15 protein-coding genes, 1 rRNA gene and 1 riboswitch are annotated in these 17626 nt (G+C 71.6%); of the genes, 3 read left to right on the top strand and 13 right to left on the bottom strand.

Going from position 1 to position 17626, the window contains the following annotated elements; all coding sequences use genetic code 11:
- Nucleotides 1-6: 6 nt before the first annotated feature.
- Nucleotides 7-1509, bottom strand: coding sequence for a glutamate--cysteine ligase (locus ACH4B3_RS24840; RefSeq protein ID WP_398466183.1), 1503 nt, complete (start codon nucleotides 1507-1509; stop codon nucleotides 7-9).
- A gap of 489 nt (nucleotides 1510-1998) precedes the next feature.
- On the opposite strand from ACH4B3_RS24840, the gene ACH4B3_RS24835 reads away from it, so the two are divergent.
- Nucleotides 1999-2598: a hypothetical protein gene (locus ACH4B3_RS24835; RefSeq protein WP_398466181.1), complete on the top strand. Its 600-nt coding sequence runs from the start codon at nucleotides 1999-2001 to the stop codon at nucleotides 2596-2598.
- Between the two features lie 372 nt (nucleotides 2599-2970).
- Entirely contained in the window at nucleotides 2971-3177 is a 207-nt protein-coding gene (locus ACH4B3_RS24830) for a DUF5999 family protein (protein WP_398466180.1), read from the top strand.
- Between the two features lie 183 nt (nucleotides 3178-3360).
- On the opposite strand, the gene gcvP is transcribed toward ACH4B3_RS24830, so the two are convergent.
- Nucleotides 3361-6255 carry an aminomethyl-transferring glycine dehydrogenase gene (gcvP, locus tag ACH4B3_RS24825; protein ID WP_398466178.1) on the bottom strand — a complete coding sequence of 965 codons (2895 nt, stop codon included), beginning with the start codon at nucleotides 6253-6255 and terminating at the stop codon, nucleotides 3361-3363.
- Nucleotides 6256-6317: 62 nt separating this feature from the next.
- A riboswitch (glycine riboswitch) is annotated at nucleotides 6318-6444 on the bottom strand.
- 301 nt (nucleotides 6445-6745) lie between these two features.
- Between gcvP and ACH4B3_RS24820 the strand changes: the two genes are divergently transcribed.
- Nucleotides 6746-7063 carry a PRC-barrel domain-containing protein gene (locus tag ACH4B3_RS24820; protein ID WP_398466176.1) on the top strand — a complete coding sequence of 106 codons (318 nt, stop codon included), beginning with the start codon at nucleotides 6746-6748 and terminating at the stop codon, nucleotides 7061-7063.
- 74 nt (nucleotides 7064-7137) lie between these two features.
- On the opposite strand, the gene ACH4B3_RS24815 is transcribed toward ACH4B3_RS24820, so the two are convergent.
- The 11 genes from ACH4B3_RS24815 to rrf form a co-directional block, all read right to left on the bottom strand.
- Nucleotides 7138-8664, bottom strand: coding sequence for a DNA polymerase IV (locus ACH4B3_RS24815; RefSeq protein WP_398466174.1), 1527 nt, complete (start codon nucleotides 8662-8664; stop codon nucleotides 7138-7140).
- Nucleotides 8665-8722: 58 nt separating this feature from the next.
- A complete protein-coding gene (locus tag ACH4B3_RS24810; protein ID WP_398466172.1) occupies nucleotides 8723-9340 on the bottom strand; it encodes a MerR family transcriptional regulator in 618 nt (205 codons plus the stop codon).
- Nucleotides 9341-9510: 170 nt separating this feature from the next.
- Nucleotides 9511-9984 carry a bifunctional nuclease family protein gene (locus ACH4B3_RS24805; RefSeq protein ID WP_398466170.1) on the bottom strand — a complete coding sequence of 158 codons (474 nt, stop codon included), beginning with the start codon at nucleotides 9982-9984 and terminating at the stop codon, nucleotides 9511-9513.
- Between the two features lie 53 nt (nucleotides 9985-10037).
- Nucleotides 10038-10790: a MerR family transcriptional regulator gene (locus ACH4B3_RS24800; RefSeq protein WP_398466168.1), complete on the bottom strand. Its 753-nt coding sequence runs from the start codon at nucleotides 10788-10790 to the stop codon at nucleotides 10038-10040.
- Nucleotides 10791-10810: 20 nt separating this feature from the next.
- Nucleotides 10811-11722, bottom strand: a complete 912-nt coding sequence (locus ACH4B3_RS24795; RefSeq protein ID WP_398466465.1) for an FHA domain-containing protein — start codon at nucleotides 11720-11722, stop codon at nucleotides 10811-10813.
- 61 nt (nucleotides 11723-11783) lie between these two features.
- Nucleotides 11784-12773, bottom strand: coding sequence for a DUF881 domain-containing protein (locus ACH4B3_RS24790; RefSeq protein WP_398466166.1), 990 nt, complete (start codon nucleotides 12771-12773; stop codon nucleotides 11784-11786).
- A gap of 5 nt (nucleotides 12774-12778) precedes the next feature.
- The gene (locus tag ACH4B3_RS24785) at nucleotides 12779-13111 is read right to left on the bottom strand and encodes a small basic family protein (RefSeq protein WP_398466164.1); all 333 of its coding nucleotides are present in this window, start codon (nucleotides 13109-13111) and stop codon (nucleotides 12779-12781) included.
- Entirely contained in the window at nucleotides 13108-14040 is a 933-nt protein-coding gene (locus tag ACH4B3_RS24780; RefSeq protein ID WP_398466162.1) for a DUF881 domain-containing protein, read from the bottom strand. Before ACH4B3_RS24780 ends, ACH4B3_RS24785 begins: the two co-directional genes overlap by 4 nt.
- Before the next feature lie 147 nt (nucleotides 14041-14187).
- Nucleotides 14188-16683, bottom strand: a complete 2496-nt coding sequence (locus ACH4B3_RS24775; RefSeq protein ID WP_398466160.1) for a sugar phosphate nucleotidyltransferase — start codon at nucleotides 16681-16683, stop codon at nucleotides 14188-14190.
- A gap of 111 nt (nucleotides 16684-16794) precedes the next feature.
- Nucleotides 16795-17403 (bottom strand): CDP-alcohol phosphatidyltransferase family protein, encoded by a 609-nt coding sequence (locus tag ACH4B3_RS24770; RefSeq protein WP_398466158.1) that lies wholly within the window; start codon nucleotides 17401-17403, stop codon nucleotides 16795-16797.
- 135 nt (nucleotides 17404-17538) lie between these two features.
- A 5S ribosomal RNA gene (gene rrf, locus ACH4B3_RS24765) occupies nucleotides 17539-17626 on the bottom strand; the annotation flags it as partial.

The following is a 17626-nucleotide window of genomic DNA, read 5'->3' as shown; positions in this document are numbered from 1 at the left end:
CGCGGATCACTCGGGGCGGGTGACGGGCCAGGCGTGTACCGGCTCGCCGGTCCGCATCAGCGCGCAGTAGCGGCGGGTGGTGGCGGCGAGGGCGGCCTCCCGGTCCAGTCCGGCCGCCATCGCCCGGCGGTACGTCGCCACCTGCCAGGAGGCGCCGTTGACCCGCTTGCGGCAGCGCTCCTCGATCACCCCGAGGTAGCGGTCGCGGTCGGCCGGCTCCACGCCCCAGGCGTCCAGCCCCGCGGCGGCGAGCGGCAGCAGTTCGTCCCGCACCAGCCGTACCGCCGGGATCCGGGTGAGGGAGGGCGAGCGGCCCGGCCGCGGCCACTGGAGCACGGCGTCGATGCCGTGGCGGCAGGCGGCTTCGAAGTTGGCCGCGGCGGCGCTGAACGGCAGCCGGGTCCAGATCGGTCGGGGATCGTCGGCGAGGGCCCGGACCAGCCCGTAGTAGAAGGCGGTGTTGGCGACCACGTCGGTGACGGTGGGCCCGGCCGGTAGCACCCGGTTCTCCACCCGCAGGTGCGGTACGCCGTCGCTGACCGCGTAGACCGGCCGGTTCCAGCGGTAGATGGTGCCGTTGTGGAGGACGAGTTCGTGCAGGGCGGGCACCCCGCCCTCGTCCAGCACCCGCAGCGGCTCCTCCTCCTGGTCGGAGGCGAGCAGCGGCGGGAAGTAGCGCAGGTTCTCCTCGAACAGCTCCCGCGGATCGCTGATCCAGCGTTCGCCGAACCAGGTGCGGGGGCGGACCCCCTGGGCCACCAGCTCGGGCTGGCGCACGTCGGTGGACTGCAGGAACAGCGGCGGACGGGACTCGCGCCACACCTCGTGGCCGAAGAGGAACGGGGAGTTGGCGCCCACCGCGATCTGCGCGGCGGTCACCGCCTGGGCGGCGTTCCAGACCGCGGCGAACCGGCCCGGGGTCACCTGGAGGTGGAGCTGTACCGAGGTACAGGCGGACTCCGGCGCGATGGAGGCGGCGGAGAAGGCGAAGTGCTCCACGCCCGTGACGTCGATCGCGAAGTCCTCGCCACGGGCGGCCAGCATCCGCTCGTTGAGCAGGGCGTAGCGGTCGTCGCCGGAAAGGTGGGCGGAGCCGAGTACTTCGGCGTCCAGGGTCGGCAGAATGCCGATCATCACGATCTGCGAGGACTCCTCGCGGGCTTTGCGGTCCGCATATGCCAAACCGGTGCGCAGTTCTTCCGCGAGTTGGTCGAGAACCCTTCCGGTCAGCCGGTGCGGCACAATGTTGACTTCGAGGTTGAACTGTCCGAGTTCGGTCTGGAAATCATGGCTGGCGATTCGCTCGAGAACTTGCGCGTTCATCATTCTCGGCATCCCGTCTGGCCCCGCCAGATTCAGCTCGATCTCCAGCCCCATGAGGTTCTTCGGGCGGTCGAACCGCTTCTCGTCCAGGAGTCTCGACAGCCCCTCCAGGCACTCGCGGAGTTTCCTGCGCTGCCGCTGCCGGTCGGACAGGTCGAACCCGTTGGCCACGACCTTCTCGCCCATCGACGCGTCCTCCTCGAAGTCGGCCGACCCACGGCCCCCGGCCGCGGGATCCCGGTCGATGATGCCCAGGCGATGTGATCGATAACGCCACACGCGCCGCGATCGCCCGGTAGGCTCTGCGCAGCGGCACCGGCGGGGTACGGCACTCGCACGGCATATCGCCCCGAAAGGCCGTATATGTTCTGGTGGAAATCACCGATCGAAACCGGCCTACCGCGCCGGTGACAAACGGCGAGGCGACCCGCGGGCACAAGGCGCAGATTTGTCCAAAACCCCTCGCCCGCCCCGTCCGGAAAAACCCTTGCGGGTAACCTGCGAAACGGTTAGCGGAAACACCGCTGGAACATTTGTCGTATAAACTCGCCGATGAGGCAGAGAGTCGACTCCCGGCAGTCTTCCGCCCGGCCCACCTCTGACCTCGCACCGTCGGTGCCGTCCGCACCCGACCAGCCCCGCACCACCGTGTCTCCAAGTGAGAGGCGACCCATCATGCCGCTGCTTGTTCCCCCGGCCCCCGCGCCCGCACTGCGCAGCGTCCTCACCGCCCTGGGCTCCCCGACCGCCGTGCGTGAGGACCGCACCCCCGCGCTCCGCGTGCTGCCGGGGCCGTTCACCGCCGAAGCGCCGCTCCCCGTCCACATCCTGGGCGGGATCGGCCAGCCGGCCGCCGCGCCGCTGAGCCGGCTGGCCGGCTGGCGGTTCCTGATCCGCTGCGGCGGCCGCTCGGTCGCGGTGGCCGAGGCCCGGGTCACCGCGGACGGCTGGGCGTTCTCCCGGTTCAGCGAGGGCCCGTACGTGAAGTCCACCGAACAGGCCCTGACCCAGGCCGAATCGCTGCCCACGGCCTACCAGCCGCGGCTGCTGTCGGTGCCCGAGCTCTACATGCTCACCCTGTGGCTGCACGGGGACACCACCGCCGACCCCGCCACCGGCGGCCCGGCCGCGGGTGACCTGCTGGTACCGCTCGCGCCCGCGCCGCCGGGCATCGCGGCGTACCGTCCGTACCGGGCCGCCGACCTCCTCCCGGTCCTCCGGGTGCGGCTGACGCCCCGTCAACTCTCCGGCCCGCTGCTGGGCTCGCCCGCCTGACGCACCCGCCGCCGCGCGCCCCGGCCCCGCCGTGCCTCCGGCACCGGCCACCGGACGCGGCGCGGCCCGCCGGCGCCCCGTGGTCCCACCGGACCGCGGGGCGCGGCCGCGCCCGCGCGCGCCCCTCCGAACGAGCTAGTCCGACCGGACCATGCAGAACCACCCGAAGTGACCGTGCGGGTCCACTGAACCGCCCGCACGGGTGATGCGTCCTCTCCTCACGAGGAGCACTGCCGGGAAATCCCTGCGGATTTCCGGCCGCAGGGCAACACTGGGACCAACACGCCGACCGACAACGGATAACGGGGGGCGGCCATGAACGCCGCATCGAGCCGCAGCACAGTCACCGCACCGCAGCGAAAGAACCCTTCCATGTGCCAGCACCAGCCGCCGTGCCCGTCCGCCGAATCCGCGGGCCGGGAAGCCGCGCACGTCGTGGCGTACTACCCCGAGCAGGGCTGGAGCCTGCTGTGCAACGGCGTCCTGCTCTTCGAGGACACCGGCGAACTGCTGCCGGACGGACAGGTCATCGCCCCGCACCGGCCGCTGGGGGCCCGGCAGGTGGCGACCGCCGCGTAGCCGCGCGACGGACTCCGGGCCGGCACGCGGAACCGCGGACACCGCGGCGGGGCGCGCCCGGGCCGGGAGGACACCCGAACGACACCGGGCCGGCCCGGCGCACCCGCCGGACCGGCCCTCGCTCATGACCGCGGAACGCGGCCGGTGCCCGGTGCCCGCCCAGGAACGGGCACCGGGCATCCGTCAGCCGTCGTACTCCTCCAGCGGCGGGCAGGAGCAGACCAGGTTCCGGTCACCGAACGCGCCGTCGATCCGGCGCACCGGCGGCCAGTACTTGTCGGCGGTCGAGACCCCGGCCGGGAAGACCGCCTCCTCGCGGGTGTACCCGTGGTCCCAGTCGCCGGCCAGCGTGGCCGCGGTGTGCGGCGCGTTCCGCAGCGGGTTGTCGTCCTTGTCCCACTCCCCCGAGCCGACCTTCTCGATCTCCTCCCGGATGGCGATCATCGTCGCGCAGAACCGGTCCAGCTCGGCGAGGTCCTCGCTCTCGGTGGGCTCGATCATCAGCGTTCCGGCGACCGGGAAGGACATGGTCGGCGCGTGGAAGCCGTAGTCGATGAGGCGCTTGGCCACATCGTCGACCGTGACGCCGGTGGCCTTGGTCAGCGGCCGCAGATCGATGATGCACTCGTGCGCCACCAGGCCGCCGGGGCCGGTGTAGAGCACCGGGTAGTGCGGCTCCAGACGCTTGGCGATGTAGTTCGCGCTGAGCACCGCGACCTGCGTGGCCTGCTTGAGCCCCTCCCCGCCCATCAGCCGGACGTACGCCCAGGAGATCGGCAGGATGCCGGCCGAACCCCACGGGGCGGCGGAGATCGGGCCGACGCCCGTCTCCGGGCCCGCGGCGGCCTGCAGCGGGTGGTTGGGCAGGTACGGGGCGAGGTGCGCGCGGACCGCCACCGGGCCGACGCCCGGGCCACCGCCGCCGTGCGGGATGCAGAACGTCTTGTGCAGGTTCAGGTGGGAGACGTCGCCGCCGAACTTGCCCGGTCCGGCCAGCCCGACCAGTGCGTTGAGGTTGGCTCCGTCCACGTACACCTGACCGCCGGCGTCGTGCACGGCCGCGCAGATCTCGGTGATGTGCTCCTCGAACACGCCGTGCGTCGACGGGTAGGTGACCATCAGCACGGCGAGTTCGTCCCGGTGCTTGTCGATCTTGGCGTGCAGGTCGGCGGTGTCCACCTCGCCGTCCTCGCCGGTCCGGACCACCACGACCTTCATCCCGGCCATCACCGCGCTCGCCGCGTTGGTGCCGTGCGCCGAGGACGGGATGAGGCAGACGGTGCGCTGCTCGTCACCGTTGGCCCGGTGGTAGGCGCGGACCGCCAGCAGTCCCGCGAGCTCGCCCTGCGAACCGGCGTTGGGCTGCAGCGAGACCTTGTCGTAGCCGGTCACCTCGGCCAGCCGCTCCGCCAGCTCCTCGATCAGCGTGAGGTAGCCCGCGGCCTGGTCGGCCGGCGCGAACGGGTGCAGCCCGCCGAACTCCGGCCAGGTGACCGGCTCCATCTCAGTGGTCGCGTTGAGCTTCATGGTGCACGAGCCCAGCGGGATCATGCCCCGGTCCAGTGCGTAGTCCCGGTCGGCGAGCCGGCGCAGGTAGCGCAGCATCGCGGTCTCCGAACGGTGCTCGTGGAAGACCGGGTGGGTGAGGTAGGCGTCGCCGCGCAGCAGCCCGGCCGGCAGCGTGTCGTCGGTGGCCGCGTCCAGCTCGTCGACGCCCGGCAGCCCCTCGGCCACGCCGAACGCCGCCCAGACCGCGCCGAGCTCGGTGCGGCCGGTGGTCTCGTCACAGGCGATGCCGACGTGGTCGGCGTCGGTGAGCCGAAGGTTGACCCCGGCCTCCCGGGCGGCGGCCACCACCTCGGCGGCCCGGCCCGGCACCCGGGCGGTGACCGTGTCGAAGAACGCGTCCGTCACCACCTCGACACCGCCGGCGCGCAGCCCGGCGGCGAGTACGGCGGCGTAGCGGTGGGTGCGGCGGGCGATGCCCGCCAGGCCCTCGGCGCCGTGGTACACGGCGTACATCCCGGCCATCACCGCGAGCAGCACCTGGGCGGTGCAGATGTTGCTGGTGGCCTTCTCCCGGCGGATGTGCTGCTCACGGGTCTGCAGCGCCAGCCGGTACGCCTTGTCGCCGTCGGCGTCCAGCGAGACGCCGACGAGCCGGCCGGGCAGGTTGCGGGCGTACGCCTCGCGCACCGCCATGAAACCGGCGTGCGGGCCGCCGAAGCCCATCGGCACGCCGAAGCGCTGGGAGGAGCCGACCGCGATGTCGGCGCCCAGTTCGCCGGGCGAGGTCAGCAGGGTGAGGGCGAGCAGATCGGCGGCGACCGTGACGACCGCACCCAGCTCGTGCGCGCGCTCGATGACGGCCCGCGGGTCGCGGACGGAGCCGGAGGCGCCCGGGTACTGGAGCAGCACGCCGAACACACCGCGCTCGGCGACCTCCGCCGGGATGCCCTCGGACAGGTCGGCGACGACGACCTCGACGCCGGTCGGCTCGGCACGGGTCCGGATGACCGCGACGGTCTGCGGCAGGCAGTCGGCGTCGATGAGGAAGACCCCGTCCCTGACCTTGCCGACCCGCCGGGACAGCGCCATGGCCTCGGCGGCCGCGGTGCCCTCGTCCAGCAGCGAGGCGCCCGAGGTCGGCAGGCCGGTGAGGTCGGCGACGACGGTCTGGAAGTTGAGCAGCGCCTCCAGCCGGCCCTGGGAGATCTCCGGCTGGTACGGCGTGTAGGCGGTGTACCAGGCCGGATTCTCCATGACGTTGCGGAGGATGACCGGCGGGGTGTGGGTCCCGTAGTACCCGAGGCCGATCATGGAGGAGAGCACCTGGTTGCGGCCGGCCAGGCCGCGCAGCTCGGCGAGCACCTCGGCCTCGGTACGGGCCTCGGGCAGCCGGAGCGCCTCGGTGCCCTTGATGACGTCGGGGACGGCGACCTGGGTGAGCTCGTCGAGGGAGCCGAAGCCCACCTGGGCGAGCATCTTGGCCTGCGCCTCGCTGTCGGGGCCGATGTGGCGGCGGGCGAACGGGGTGCCGCGCTCCAGCGCTGCGAGGGAGATGCGGTTGGCGGTCATCTGCGAAAGGCCTCCTGGTCTGTGCGACCTTCGAGGGGCACCACGGCGCTGGTACCCGGACGGCCTCCCCCTCTGTCATCTCAACCTGAGAGCTTCGCCGGCCGCACGGGCCGACTTTCACCGTCGGTGAGGAGGGGTTCCGGAGCGTGTGCTCGCCCGTGGCCCACCCTGCTTTCCAGAGTGACCTCGCCCGCACGGTACGTGTGCCTGAGAGATTCCGGGGAGGATTTGCTCCTTCGGCGTCTCCGGCGGCCTGCCGGGCCCCACCCGCTCGTGCCGAGCGCGGTGGTTACCGGCGGTGCCGCCGCAGACTCTCCCGCACGGGGTCTGCAGCCATTGGCCAGCCTACCAGCGCCGATGCCGTCAGGACCCGGCCGGGAACCCGTCACTACCGCTCTCAAGTGGCCCTTTGCCGCGTTGTGGCTTTTCGTAGGTGTCACGGCAGACTGTTCTGCGAGTCCGGTGGGAGTCTTTCGCGAGTGGAGGGTCCGTGCAGGCCGACATCGATCCGCGCCGACTGATCGGGCGCAAGGCCTTCGACCGTGCGGGCGCCCGGCTGGGCACGGTGGACGAGGTCTACCTCGACGACGCGACGGGCGAACCGGAGTGGGCGGCGGTGCGCACCGGGCTGTTCAGCCGGGACGTGTTCGTACCGCTGGGCCCCAGCGAGGTGGTGGACGACACCCTTCGGGTGCCCTACGAGCGCGGGCTGATCAAGGACGCGCCGGACTTCGGGGTCGGCCGCCATCTCTCGCCCGAGCAGGAGCTGCAGCTCTACCACCACTACGGGCTGGACGTGAACCGCTGAGGCGCCCACGGCGGCCGCCCGCGCCGGGCGCGGGCGGAGCGCCCGCACGCCGGTAGCGCCCGGGCGCCGCCGGGTCACCCCGGGGGCCGGTCCCGGGTGAGGATCGACGGCGGGTCGACGGGGCACAGCGCCGGGTCGTCCACGGCGAAGGTCCGTACCCGGCCGGGCGCCGACCACGGGTCCTCGAACCGGACGGTGACCCGCCCCACCCCGCTGCCCTGCACCCACCCGGCCCCGTACTCGCCGTGGCACACGTCGGCTCCGGGCAGCCAGCGTCTGGGCCGCGCGGTCTCCTCGTCCGGCCCGGGGGCCGCCACGGCCCCTGGCGCGCCCGCCACGACCGCCGCGGGTATCAGCGCCCCGCCGCCCGCCGCCGAGCTCGCCGGCGGCCCCTCAGAGCCGCCTACGGCGGGGCTGCCGGGAGCGGCGTCCGGGGCGCCCGGACCATGCGCCCCGGACGCGGCCGGCACCGCCGCCCGGGCCACGGCGTCCGCGGCCGACCGCCGCGCCAGGGCCGCTTCGGCGGCGTGCGCCGCCTGCGCGAAGAGGTCCTCCTGGGTGTAGTCGGCGAGACCGGTGACCCCGACGCCCAGCAGCCGCACCCCCTCGGTGGTGTCCACCTGCTCCAGGAGCCGGGCGGCGGCCTCCCGCACCACGGCCGGGTCGTCGGTGGGGCCGCGCAGCGTCTCGGACCGGGTGAGGGTGGAGAAGTCGTACCGCCGCACCTTGATCACCACGGTGCGGCCGGCGCGGCCGGCACCGCGCAGCCGCTCCACGCACCGCTCGGCGAGCCGGGCGATCTCCAGCTGCACCCGGGTCCGGTCGGTGAGGTCCTCGTCGAAGGTGTCCTCCACCGAGACCGACTTCGACTCGCGTTCCGCCACCACCGGCCGGTCGTCCCACCCGTTCGCCATCGCGTACAGCGACGTCCCGTGCGCCCGGCCCAGCAGCCGCACCAGTTCGGCCTCCCCGGCCTCCCGGGTCTCCGCGACGGTGTGGATGCCCGCCCGGCGCAGCGTCTCGGCGGTCGCCGGGCCGACTCCGGGGAGGGTACGCACCGTCATCGGGCCGAGCAGCTCCCGTTCGGTGCCCGGCTCGATGACGACCATGCCGTCCGGCTTGGCCTGCTCGGAGGCGATCTTGGCGAGCATCTTCGAACCGGCCAGCCCGACCGAACCGGTCAGCCCGGTCGCCCGGGCGATGTCGGCACGCAGCCGCTCCCCCACCGCGCGGGCCTCCGCGGTCCCGGTGGCCAGGCCGCCGGCTTCCAGGTCCACGAACGCCTCGTCCAGGCTGAGCGGCTCCACCAGCGGCGACAGCGCCCCCAGCAGCTCCATGACCGTCTCGCTCACCTGGCGGTACAGCGAGAAGCGGGGGGTCAGATACGCGGCGTTGGGGCACAGCCTGCGGGCCTGCGCCGTGGCCATCGCCGACCGCACCCCGAAGACCCGCGCCTCGTAGGAGGCCGTGGCGACCACACCGCGCGGCCCCAGCCCGCCGACGACCACGGCTTTCCCGCGCAGGCTGGGCTTGGCCGCCTGCTCCGCCGAGGCGAAGAAGGCGTCCATGTCCAGATGGAGGATCGTCGGCGCACCTCTCACAGCTCCGATGCTGCCGCATGCCACCGACAATCGGGCCGACGGTGGCCGGTGGCGCCGCTCAGCCCGCCCGGTTCCGCCGCCGGGCCAGCTCGTCGGTGGGGTTGTGCCCGATCAGGGTCTCGCCGGTGTCGACGCGCTCGCCGTGCAGCTGGGACAGCGCGGCCTCCACGTCCCGCCACACCACGCCGACCGCGATGCCGAAGACGCCCTGGCCGCCCTGGAGCAGCTCGACGACCTCGTCGGGGGAAGTGCATTCGTAAACGGACGCGCCGTCGCTCATGAGCGTCATCCTGGCCAGGTCGTCCATGCCGCGGGTGCGCAGATGGCGGACCGCGGTGCGGATGTTCTGCAGCGACACCCCGGTGTCCAGCAGCCGCTTGACGATCTTGAGGACGACCACGTCCCGGAAGCTGTACAGCCGCTGGGTGCCGGAGCCGTAGGCCGGCCGCACGCTGGGCTCCACCAGCCCGGTGCGCGCCCAGTAGTCCAGCTGGCGGTAGGTGATGCCCGCGGCCGCGCACGCGGTGGGGCCGCGGTAGCCGATGACCTCGGGAGTGCTCTCGTGTCGGGGCCCGGCCTGGGCCGAGACCCGATGCCGGGGAGCCGGTTCGGCCGGTGATCCCCCCTGGAGCGGATACGGACCGCCGGCCGCCGTGCCGTCGCCGGTGCTTCTCACGCCGACCTCCGTCCTTGACCTGCCCTCCCGACGGTAGGCAGTCACTCGGGGTGCGTCAACGATCGCCACACTCGGCACGCCGAGTGATAATCACCCTGAGGGTGGTTTCCCGTGACTCCGCCGCGGGAAAGGCTACTCGAATGCACTCCGGCGGGCGGCGCCGAGGCGGCTCACTGGCTGCTGGACCCGAAGTCCTCGGGCGAGATCTGGTCGAGGAACTCGCGGAACTTCTCCACCTCGTCCTCCTGCTCGTCCGGGATCGCGATGCCCGCGTCGTCGAGCACCCCGTCACTGCCGTAGATCGGCGTGCCGGTGCGCAGCGCCAGCGCTATGGCGTCGGACGGCCGGGCGCTGACCTCCACACCGCTGGCGAACACCAGCTCGGCGTAGAACACACCTTCCCGCAGGTCCGTGATCCGGACCTCGGTGAGCTGCTGGCCCACGGCTTCCAGCACGTCCTTGAAAAGATCGTGCGTCAAGGGGCGTGCGGGGGTCATGCCCTGCTGGGCGAAGGCGATCGCGGTCGCCTCACCCGGTCCGATCCAGATCGGGAGGTACCGGTCGCCTCCCACTTCACGCAGGAGCACGATCGGCTGGTTGGACGGCATTTCCACCCGGACACCCACCACGTCGAGCTCGTTCACACAGCAACCCTAGGACGTGCGCGGCCGGTTTGGATAGTCGGGCCCGCGTTCGGTCAGTCCGGCCGGGTGCTCAGCGCCGCCTCCAGCAGCGCCGCGTGCAGCCGGACGGTGAGCATGGCGATCTCCCGTGCGGTGGCCTCCGCATGTGCTCTGGTCTGCGGATTCCGATGCCGGCGCAGAGGTGCGACCACCTGTTCGACCAGTCCCGCCTCGCGCTCCGCGGAGGCCTTCACGGCCCGCAGATGACGTGACTGAAGTCCGAAGCGACCGAGATCGCAGACGATTCTCGCGAGGGTCACCGTCTCGGCGTCGTACCGTCCGTCGCCCGCCGGGCCGAGCAGGCCGTACGATTCCCACTCCGCGAGCTCCTCCTCGCCGACCTCGGCCGCCGCCAGGAACTCGGCACGGCCCAGCCGGGCCGTCCTGGGCCGCTCCAGGTCGATCTCGGCGCCGTCGGACAGTTCCCGGACGGCCGGGGTCACCGCGCCGGAGGGGGGCAGCTGCACCCGCTCACCGCGCTCCAGCGCGTCCAGGTGCTCCCGGATGACCTTGAGCGGCAGATAGTGGTCGCGCTGCATCCGCAGGATGTGGCCGAGGCGCTCCACGTCCTGCTCACTGAATTTGCGGTACCCCGAGGGCGTCCGCTCCGGCTCCACCAGGCCCTCCGCCTCCAGGAAGCGGATCTTGGAGATGGTGACCTCGGGAAACTCGTCCCGCAGCAGATTGAGCACCGTACCGATGCTCATCGGACGGCGGCCCGAGGGGGCGGCGCCGGAACCGGCGCCGCCCGACGGTGTGTGCAGCATGGAGCCTTCCCCTCAAGGGGTCAGATACCGACGCCTCGCTGGCTGGCGTAGAAGACCATCCGGTACTTCCCGATCTGGACCTCGTCGCCGTTGTTCAGCTGAACGGCGTCGATCGGCTCCCGGTTGACGTAGGTCCCGTTCAGGCTGCCGACGTCCGCGACGGTGAACCGGCCGTCCGGGCCGCGCCGGAACTCCACGTGGCGCCGCGAGACGGTCACGTCGTCCAGGAAGATGTCGCTCTGCGGGTGGCGGCCGGCCGTGGTCAGCTCGCTGTCGAGCAGGAAGCGGCTTCCGGAGTTGGGACCGCGGCGCACCACCAGCAGGGCCGAGCCCAGCGGCAGCGCATCCACCGCGGCCTGCGCCTCCGGGGAGAGCGACGGCAGCTGGGTCTGACCGGTCACCTCGGAGTCGTACGCCTCGAGGCCGGAGATGGAGATCGTGGAGGTCGTCTCCGAGGCACGCTCGGGAGTGACCCCGCCGCGCAGCGGCGTGCCACAGTTGGAGCAGAACCGGCTGGACTCGGCGTTCTGGTGCCCGCAGCGGGGGCAGACCGGCAGCCCGAAGCCACCGCCGGCGGCCGCCGGGTCCTGGGGACCTATGCGGCCGGCCCCGGCGGGGCCGGCCGGTGCTGCACCCGGCCCGCCGGGGACGTCACCGCCGTGGACCTGGTCCCGGAACAGCGGACGCTGTCCCTCATCGGCGCCGCCACCCTCCATCGGGGCACGGTAGCGGCCGGTACCGCTGCCACCGTCGCGTCGTGCGCTCTTGCCGAACAACTTCCCGAACAACTTCACGGGCGATTCCCCTTGACCGAAACAGACCCGCCCGTGGGGCAGGACAAACCCTCGTAACCCTGAATGCACACACCGGTCGACCCGGACACCCTCACAACGTCCGTGACCGTCAGACAGTTTCCACCACGCACCACCGATCTGGTGCTTCGACCCCCCACAACCTCATGTCCCGACCGAGATCGCGTCATGCCTCCCCGCCTCACTGCGACGACGACCGAGCGTAGTCAGGCCGCTTCACCGGCCGCAAGGCGTCCACGACGATCTTCTCCGAGCGCTGGATGTCCACTGTGGCCTGCTCTTTCTTCAGAGTCTGCACCACGCCGCCCGGGATGTTCAGCGCCGGCTCCAGGTCTTCCGGTTTGCCGATCACCTTGAACACGAAGGGTTGCGTGACTTTCTGTCCGTCGATCCGCACGCCGTCCCCGGCGTCCGTGAAGTACGTGTCCGCGACGACCCGTACGTCGTTCACCTGGATCGCCTCGGCACCCGCCGCACGCAGCTCCTGGATGGCGTCCAGCAGCATGTCGGCCTCCACCGCGTCCCGGGGGTCGCGGATCGTGACCTGGATCCCCGGCCCCTGCGCCGCGACGGTCCCCGCGAGCACGCCGAGCTGCTGCTCGCGCTGGAGCGTCTGCTTCCGGGCCTCCTCGGCCTGGTCCGAGCTGGTCTCCAGCTCGGTGCGCTGACCCTCCAGCCGCCGCTTCTCGTCCTCCAGCCGCTGGGTGCGGTTGTCCAGTTCGTCGAGAATGCGCACCAGGTCCTCCTGCCGGGCGCCACGCAGCACATCGTTCTCGTTGGTGGACCGTACCTGAATCGCCAGGCCCAGGCCGAGCACGAACAGCAGCACGGCCACGATGAGTTGGGCGCGCGTCAGGCGCGGCGGCCACAGGGCGTCGACGAGCCGCCTGCGCCCGCTGGCCGGCTCCGCGGTCCGGTCCTCGCCGGCCGGGCCGGGACCGTCCGGGCGGCCGCCCGGCAGTCCGTTCGGCGGCTCCTGCGGAGCCGGTGGCTCCGGGGCGCTCCCGGCCGGCCGCGGCGGGCCGGGCTCCCGCGGCTCCCCGGGGCGCTGCGGCGGGCCGGCGGGCCCAGGCCGCTCCCCGGGCCGCTGGGGCTCCCGCGGCCGCTGGGGCTCGCGGGGGCCCTCGGTGCCGGGTTCCTCGTCCCGCTCGGGGGTGTCGTCGCTGTTCATCGGCCTCACGCCCGGAACACGTGCCGGCGGATGGCGGCGGCGTTGGAGAAGATCCGGATACCGAGCACCACCACGACACCGGTGGACAGCTGGGCGCCGACGCCGAGCTTGTCACCGAGGAAGACGATCAGGCCGGCGACCACCACGTTGGACAGGAACGACACCACGAAGACCTTGTCGTCGAAGATCCCGTCCAGCATCGCCCGCAGCCCGCCGAACACCGCGTCCAGCGCGGCGACGACGGCGATCGGCAGGTAGGGCTCGATCTCCGTCGGCACCACGGGGCGGACGACGAGGCCCACCACCACTCCCACGATGAGGCCCAATACGGCGATCACGATGTGCCTGTGCCCTTCCCTGTGTCCGAGCCGCTCTTCCCGGCGGCACCGTCGATCGGCTCTGCGGTTCGTACGATGAGACTCGGCGCGACCGGCAGCCGGACCTCGTCCTTGACGGAAATGCGCGCCTGAATGCCGTAGTTCTCCTGCAGCACACGCAGGTACTGGCCGTCGGCGCTCTCCCAGAAGGCGCTGCGCAGCCGGTCTCCGTCCCCCACCGCCACCACCGTATAGGGCGGCACCAGCGGTTTGTTGTCGACCAGTATGGCGTCACCCGCCGCCCGGATCGCCGACAAGGCGGTCAGTCGCTGCCCGTTGACCGCGATCGCCTCCGCGCCCGACTCCCACAGGCCGTTGACGATCCGCTGCATGTCCCGGTCGCGTACCCGGCCGGTGTCGGAGAAACCGTTGCTCTCGCGCGGGCCGCCACCGTCGGTGCCGGCCTCTTCCGCGTCGTCCACGACCAGCTCCACGCCGGGCCCGGTGACCTCCGTCGCCCCGGCCAGCAGGGCCACCAGCTCGGCCTGCTCACCGCCGTACTTCTCCAGCGCCTCGCGCTGCATCTCGCCGACCCGGTCCCGCAGCACGTCCACGCTCTCCTCGAGCGCGTCGGCCTCGGCGGTGTCCGATTCCACCCGGTCGATGAGCTCTTCCCGCTCCTTGGCGACCGTGGGCGCCGATATCCGGGCCTCCACCGCTCCGATGGTGACCACCACCGCCGCCAGCACCAGGCCGAAGGCGAGCCCCAGCTTGGCCCGCAGGGTGCGCGGCATGCCCTGCCGGCCGGCGGTGCCGCGCCGCGCGGCCGCCTCGGCGTACCCGTCGTCGAGGCTGTGGTCCATCACGTTGGTCAGCAGCGACATCGACGCGTCGGGACGCGGGCGCGGAGACGGCGATGCGGTGCTCCGAACGGGGGGCTGCTGCGGCATGCCGCACATCGTCGCATGTCGGGGGCGCCGTCACCCAATGGCCCCACCGGCGTGCCGGGTAAGGGCCACCGGGCCCGGCGCCCCACAGGGGCGTCGGCACCCGGCGGCACCGCCTCCCGGCCGTACCGGACGGCCGGAACCGGCGGGTCAGTGGCCCGCGCTCTCCACGATCGCCGACCACTCGTCGAGCAGGGCCTGGGCCGACGCGTCGTCCGGGCCCTCGGCCCACAGGTGGGTGACGGCCTCGGCCGGGTCGGGCAGCACCATCACCCAGCGGCCGTCGCTCTCCACCACCCGCACGCCGTCGGTGGTGTCCACGGACCGGTCTCCCGCGGCCTCCACGACCCTGCGCATCACCAGCCCCTTCACCGCCCAGGGGGTGGCCAGGTCCCGGCGCAGCACATGGGCGCGCGGGATCCGGGCGTCGATCTGGCTCAGGGTCAGCTGGGTGCGCGCCACCAGACCGATCAGCCGCACGAAGGCCGCGGCACCGTCGAAGACGCTGCTGAACTCGGGGATGATGAAGCCGCCCCGGCCGTCGCCGCCGAAGATGGTCGTGTCGCCGCGGCCCACCCGGGTCAGGTCGTCCGGTGAGGTCGTGGTCCACTCCACCTGGGTGCCGTGGTACGCCGCGACCTGCTCGGCGATACGGGTGGTGGTCACCGGCAACCCCACCTTGCCGCTGCGCCGCTCGGCGGCGACCAGGTCGAGCATCACCAGCAGCGCGCGGTCGTCCTCGATGATGCGGCCCTTCTCGTCCACCAGGGACAGCCGCTCGCCCACCGGGTCGAACCGCACGCCGAACGCCGCGCGCGCGGAGGCGACGATCTCCCCGAGCCGCACCAGCCCGGATCGCCGGGCCTCCGCGGTCTCGGTCGGGCGGGTCTCGTCCAGGCCGGGGTTGATGGTCAGCGCGTCCACCCCGAGCCGGCCGAGCAGGCTGGGCAGCACCAGTCCGGCACTGCCGTTGGAGGCGTCCACCACGACCTTCAGCTCGGACTCGGCGACCCCGGTGGTGTCCACGGCCCGCAGCAGGGATCCGGTGTACGAGTCGAAGACGCTGGCCGGGAAGGTGAGGTCGCCGATCTCGCCGGGGAAGGCCCGGCGGTACTCCTGGCGGGCGTACACCCGGTCCAGCTTCCGCTGTCTCGCCCCGGACAGGTCCGCGCCCCGCTCGTCGAAGAACATGATGTCGACCGAGTCGGGTACCCCCGGCGAGGTACGGATCATGATGCCGCCGGCGCTGCCCCGCGCGGTCTGCTGGCGGGCGACCGGCAGCGGCACGTTCTCCAGGTCGCGCACGTCGATGGCGCTCGCCTGGAGGGCGGAGATCACCGCCCGCTTGAGCGCCCGGGCGCCCCGGGAGTGGTCGCGGGCCGTGGTGACGGTCGAGCCCTTCTTGAGGGTGGTGGCGTACGCTCCGGCGATCCGCACCGCGAGTTCCGGGGTGATCTCGACGTTGAGGATGCCGGAGACGCCGCGGGCCCCGAACAGCTGCGCCTGGCTCCGCGACTCCCAGATCACCGAGGTGTTGACGAACGCGCCGGCCTCGATCGTCTTGAACGGGTAGACGCGCACATTGCCCTGGACGATCGATTCCTCGCCAACCAGGCACTCGTCACCGATGACCGCGCCGTCCTCGATCCGGGCGGCGCGCATGATGTCGGTGTTCTTGCCGATGACGCAGCCGCGGAGGTTGCTCTGCTGCCCGATGTAGACGTTGTCGTGGACCACCGCCTTGTGCAGGAAGGCACCGCTCTTGACGACCACGTTGGAGCCGACGACGGTGTGTTCCCGGATCTCGGCGTCGGCTTCCACCTTGGCGTAGTCGCCGATGTAGAGCGGGCCGCGGAGCACGGCGTCGGGGTGCACCTCGGCACCTTCCGCCACCCATACGCCCGGGGAGATCTCGAAGCCGTCGAGTTCGACGTCCACCTTCCCCTCCAGTACGTCGGCCTGGGCCTTCACATAGCTCTCGTGGGTGCCGACGTCCTCCCAGTAGCCCTCGGCCACATAGCCGTAGATGGGCTTGCCTTCCTTCATCAGCTGGGGGAAGACGTCACCCGACCAGTCGACGGGGACATCCGCTTCGACGTAGTTGAAGACCTCGGGCTCCATCACGTAGATGCCCGTGTTGACCGTGTCGGAAAAGACCTGGCCCCAGGTGGGCTTCTCCAGGAAGCGCTCGACCTTGCCCTCTTCGTCGACAATGGTGATACCGAATTCAAGGGGATTGGGCACACGGGTCAGGCAGACGGTGACCAGTGCGCCTTTCTCCTTGTGGAAAGCGATCAGATCGGTGAGGTCGAAGTCGGTGAGAGCGTCACCGGAGATGACCAGGAAGGCATCGTCCTTGAGTGCCTCTTCCGCGTTCTTGACGCTCCCCGCGGTGCCGAGCGGCTTCTCCTCGTTGGCGTAGGACAGCTCCATGCCGAGTTCCTCGCCGTCACCGAAGTAGTTCTTCACCAGCGAGGCGAGGAACTGGACGGTCACCACGGTCTCGCTCAGCCCATGCCGTTTGAGAAGCCGGAGAACGTGCTCCATGATCGGTCGGTTGGCGACCGGGAGAAGCGGCTTGGGCATGCTTGAGGTCATGGGGCGAAGCCGGGTTCCTTCGCCACCAGCCATTACGACGGCCTTCATGTCGGAAGCGTCCTCCTCGAAAAGACGACGGTCATGCCGACTGCCCCCGTCCGGGTGCCCCTCGCAGCGCGAGGGGTTCCGTCCTCCGCTCGGGCCGCTGTTTCGGCGCGCTCAGTCGGCCGTGGCGTCCGCCTTGACGAGTCGACGGACCTGGACCACGTACAGGATTCCTGCCCACCAGTACAGGGTTGTACCCCATCCCGCGAACGCCCATCCGAAAATAGCAGCGAGCGAGGGCAGCCAGCCGCTTCCATCACTCAGCAGGAGCAACGGGAAGGCGTACATGAGGTTGAACGTGGCGGCCTTGCCGAGGAAGTTGACCTGCGGCGGCGGATAACCGTGCCGGCGCAGGATGCCCACCATCACGAGCAGCACCAGTTCACGGGCGAGGAGGATCGCGGTGATCCAGAGCGGCAGGATCTCGCGCCAGGTCAGTCCGACCAGCGTGGACAGAATGTAGAGCCGGTCAGCGGCCGGGTCGAGGATACGCCCGAGGCTGCTGATCTGGTTCCAGCGGCGGGCGAGCTTCCCGTCCAGATAGTCACTGACTCCGCTGAGCGCCAGCACCAGCAGGGCCCAGCCGTCACTCTTCGGCCCGCCGAACTCGGGCCGCAGAATCAGCCACAGGAAAAGCGGTACGCCGAGCAGGCGGGCCATGCTGAGGATGTTCGGGATGGTGAGGACGCGGTCGGTCTGGACGCGCGTCTCCTGGACCTCCACCCGGGGGCCTCCTGTGGAACGTGCCGATGATGCTCCCTGACTTTACCGGTAGCGCGGAGTACTGCGCACAGGGCCCCCGGGCATACAAAAAGGCCCCGGCCGGGACTTCCGTCCCGGCCGGGGCCTGTAAAAATTGTTCGGCGGCGTCCTACTCTCCCACAGGGTCCCCCCTGCAGTACCATCGGCGCTGAAAGGCTTAGCTTCCGGGTTCGGAATGTAACCG

The sequence above is a fragment of the Streptomyces sp. NPDC018031 genome (assembly GCF_044327625.1).
Classification (GTDB): Bacteria; Actinomycetota; Actinomycetes; order Streptomycetales; family Streptomycetaceae; genus Streptomyces.
The sequence above is the reverse complement of the archived record's forward strand: the minus strand, read 5'-3'. Positions and strand labels throughout refer to the sequence as shown.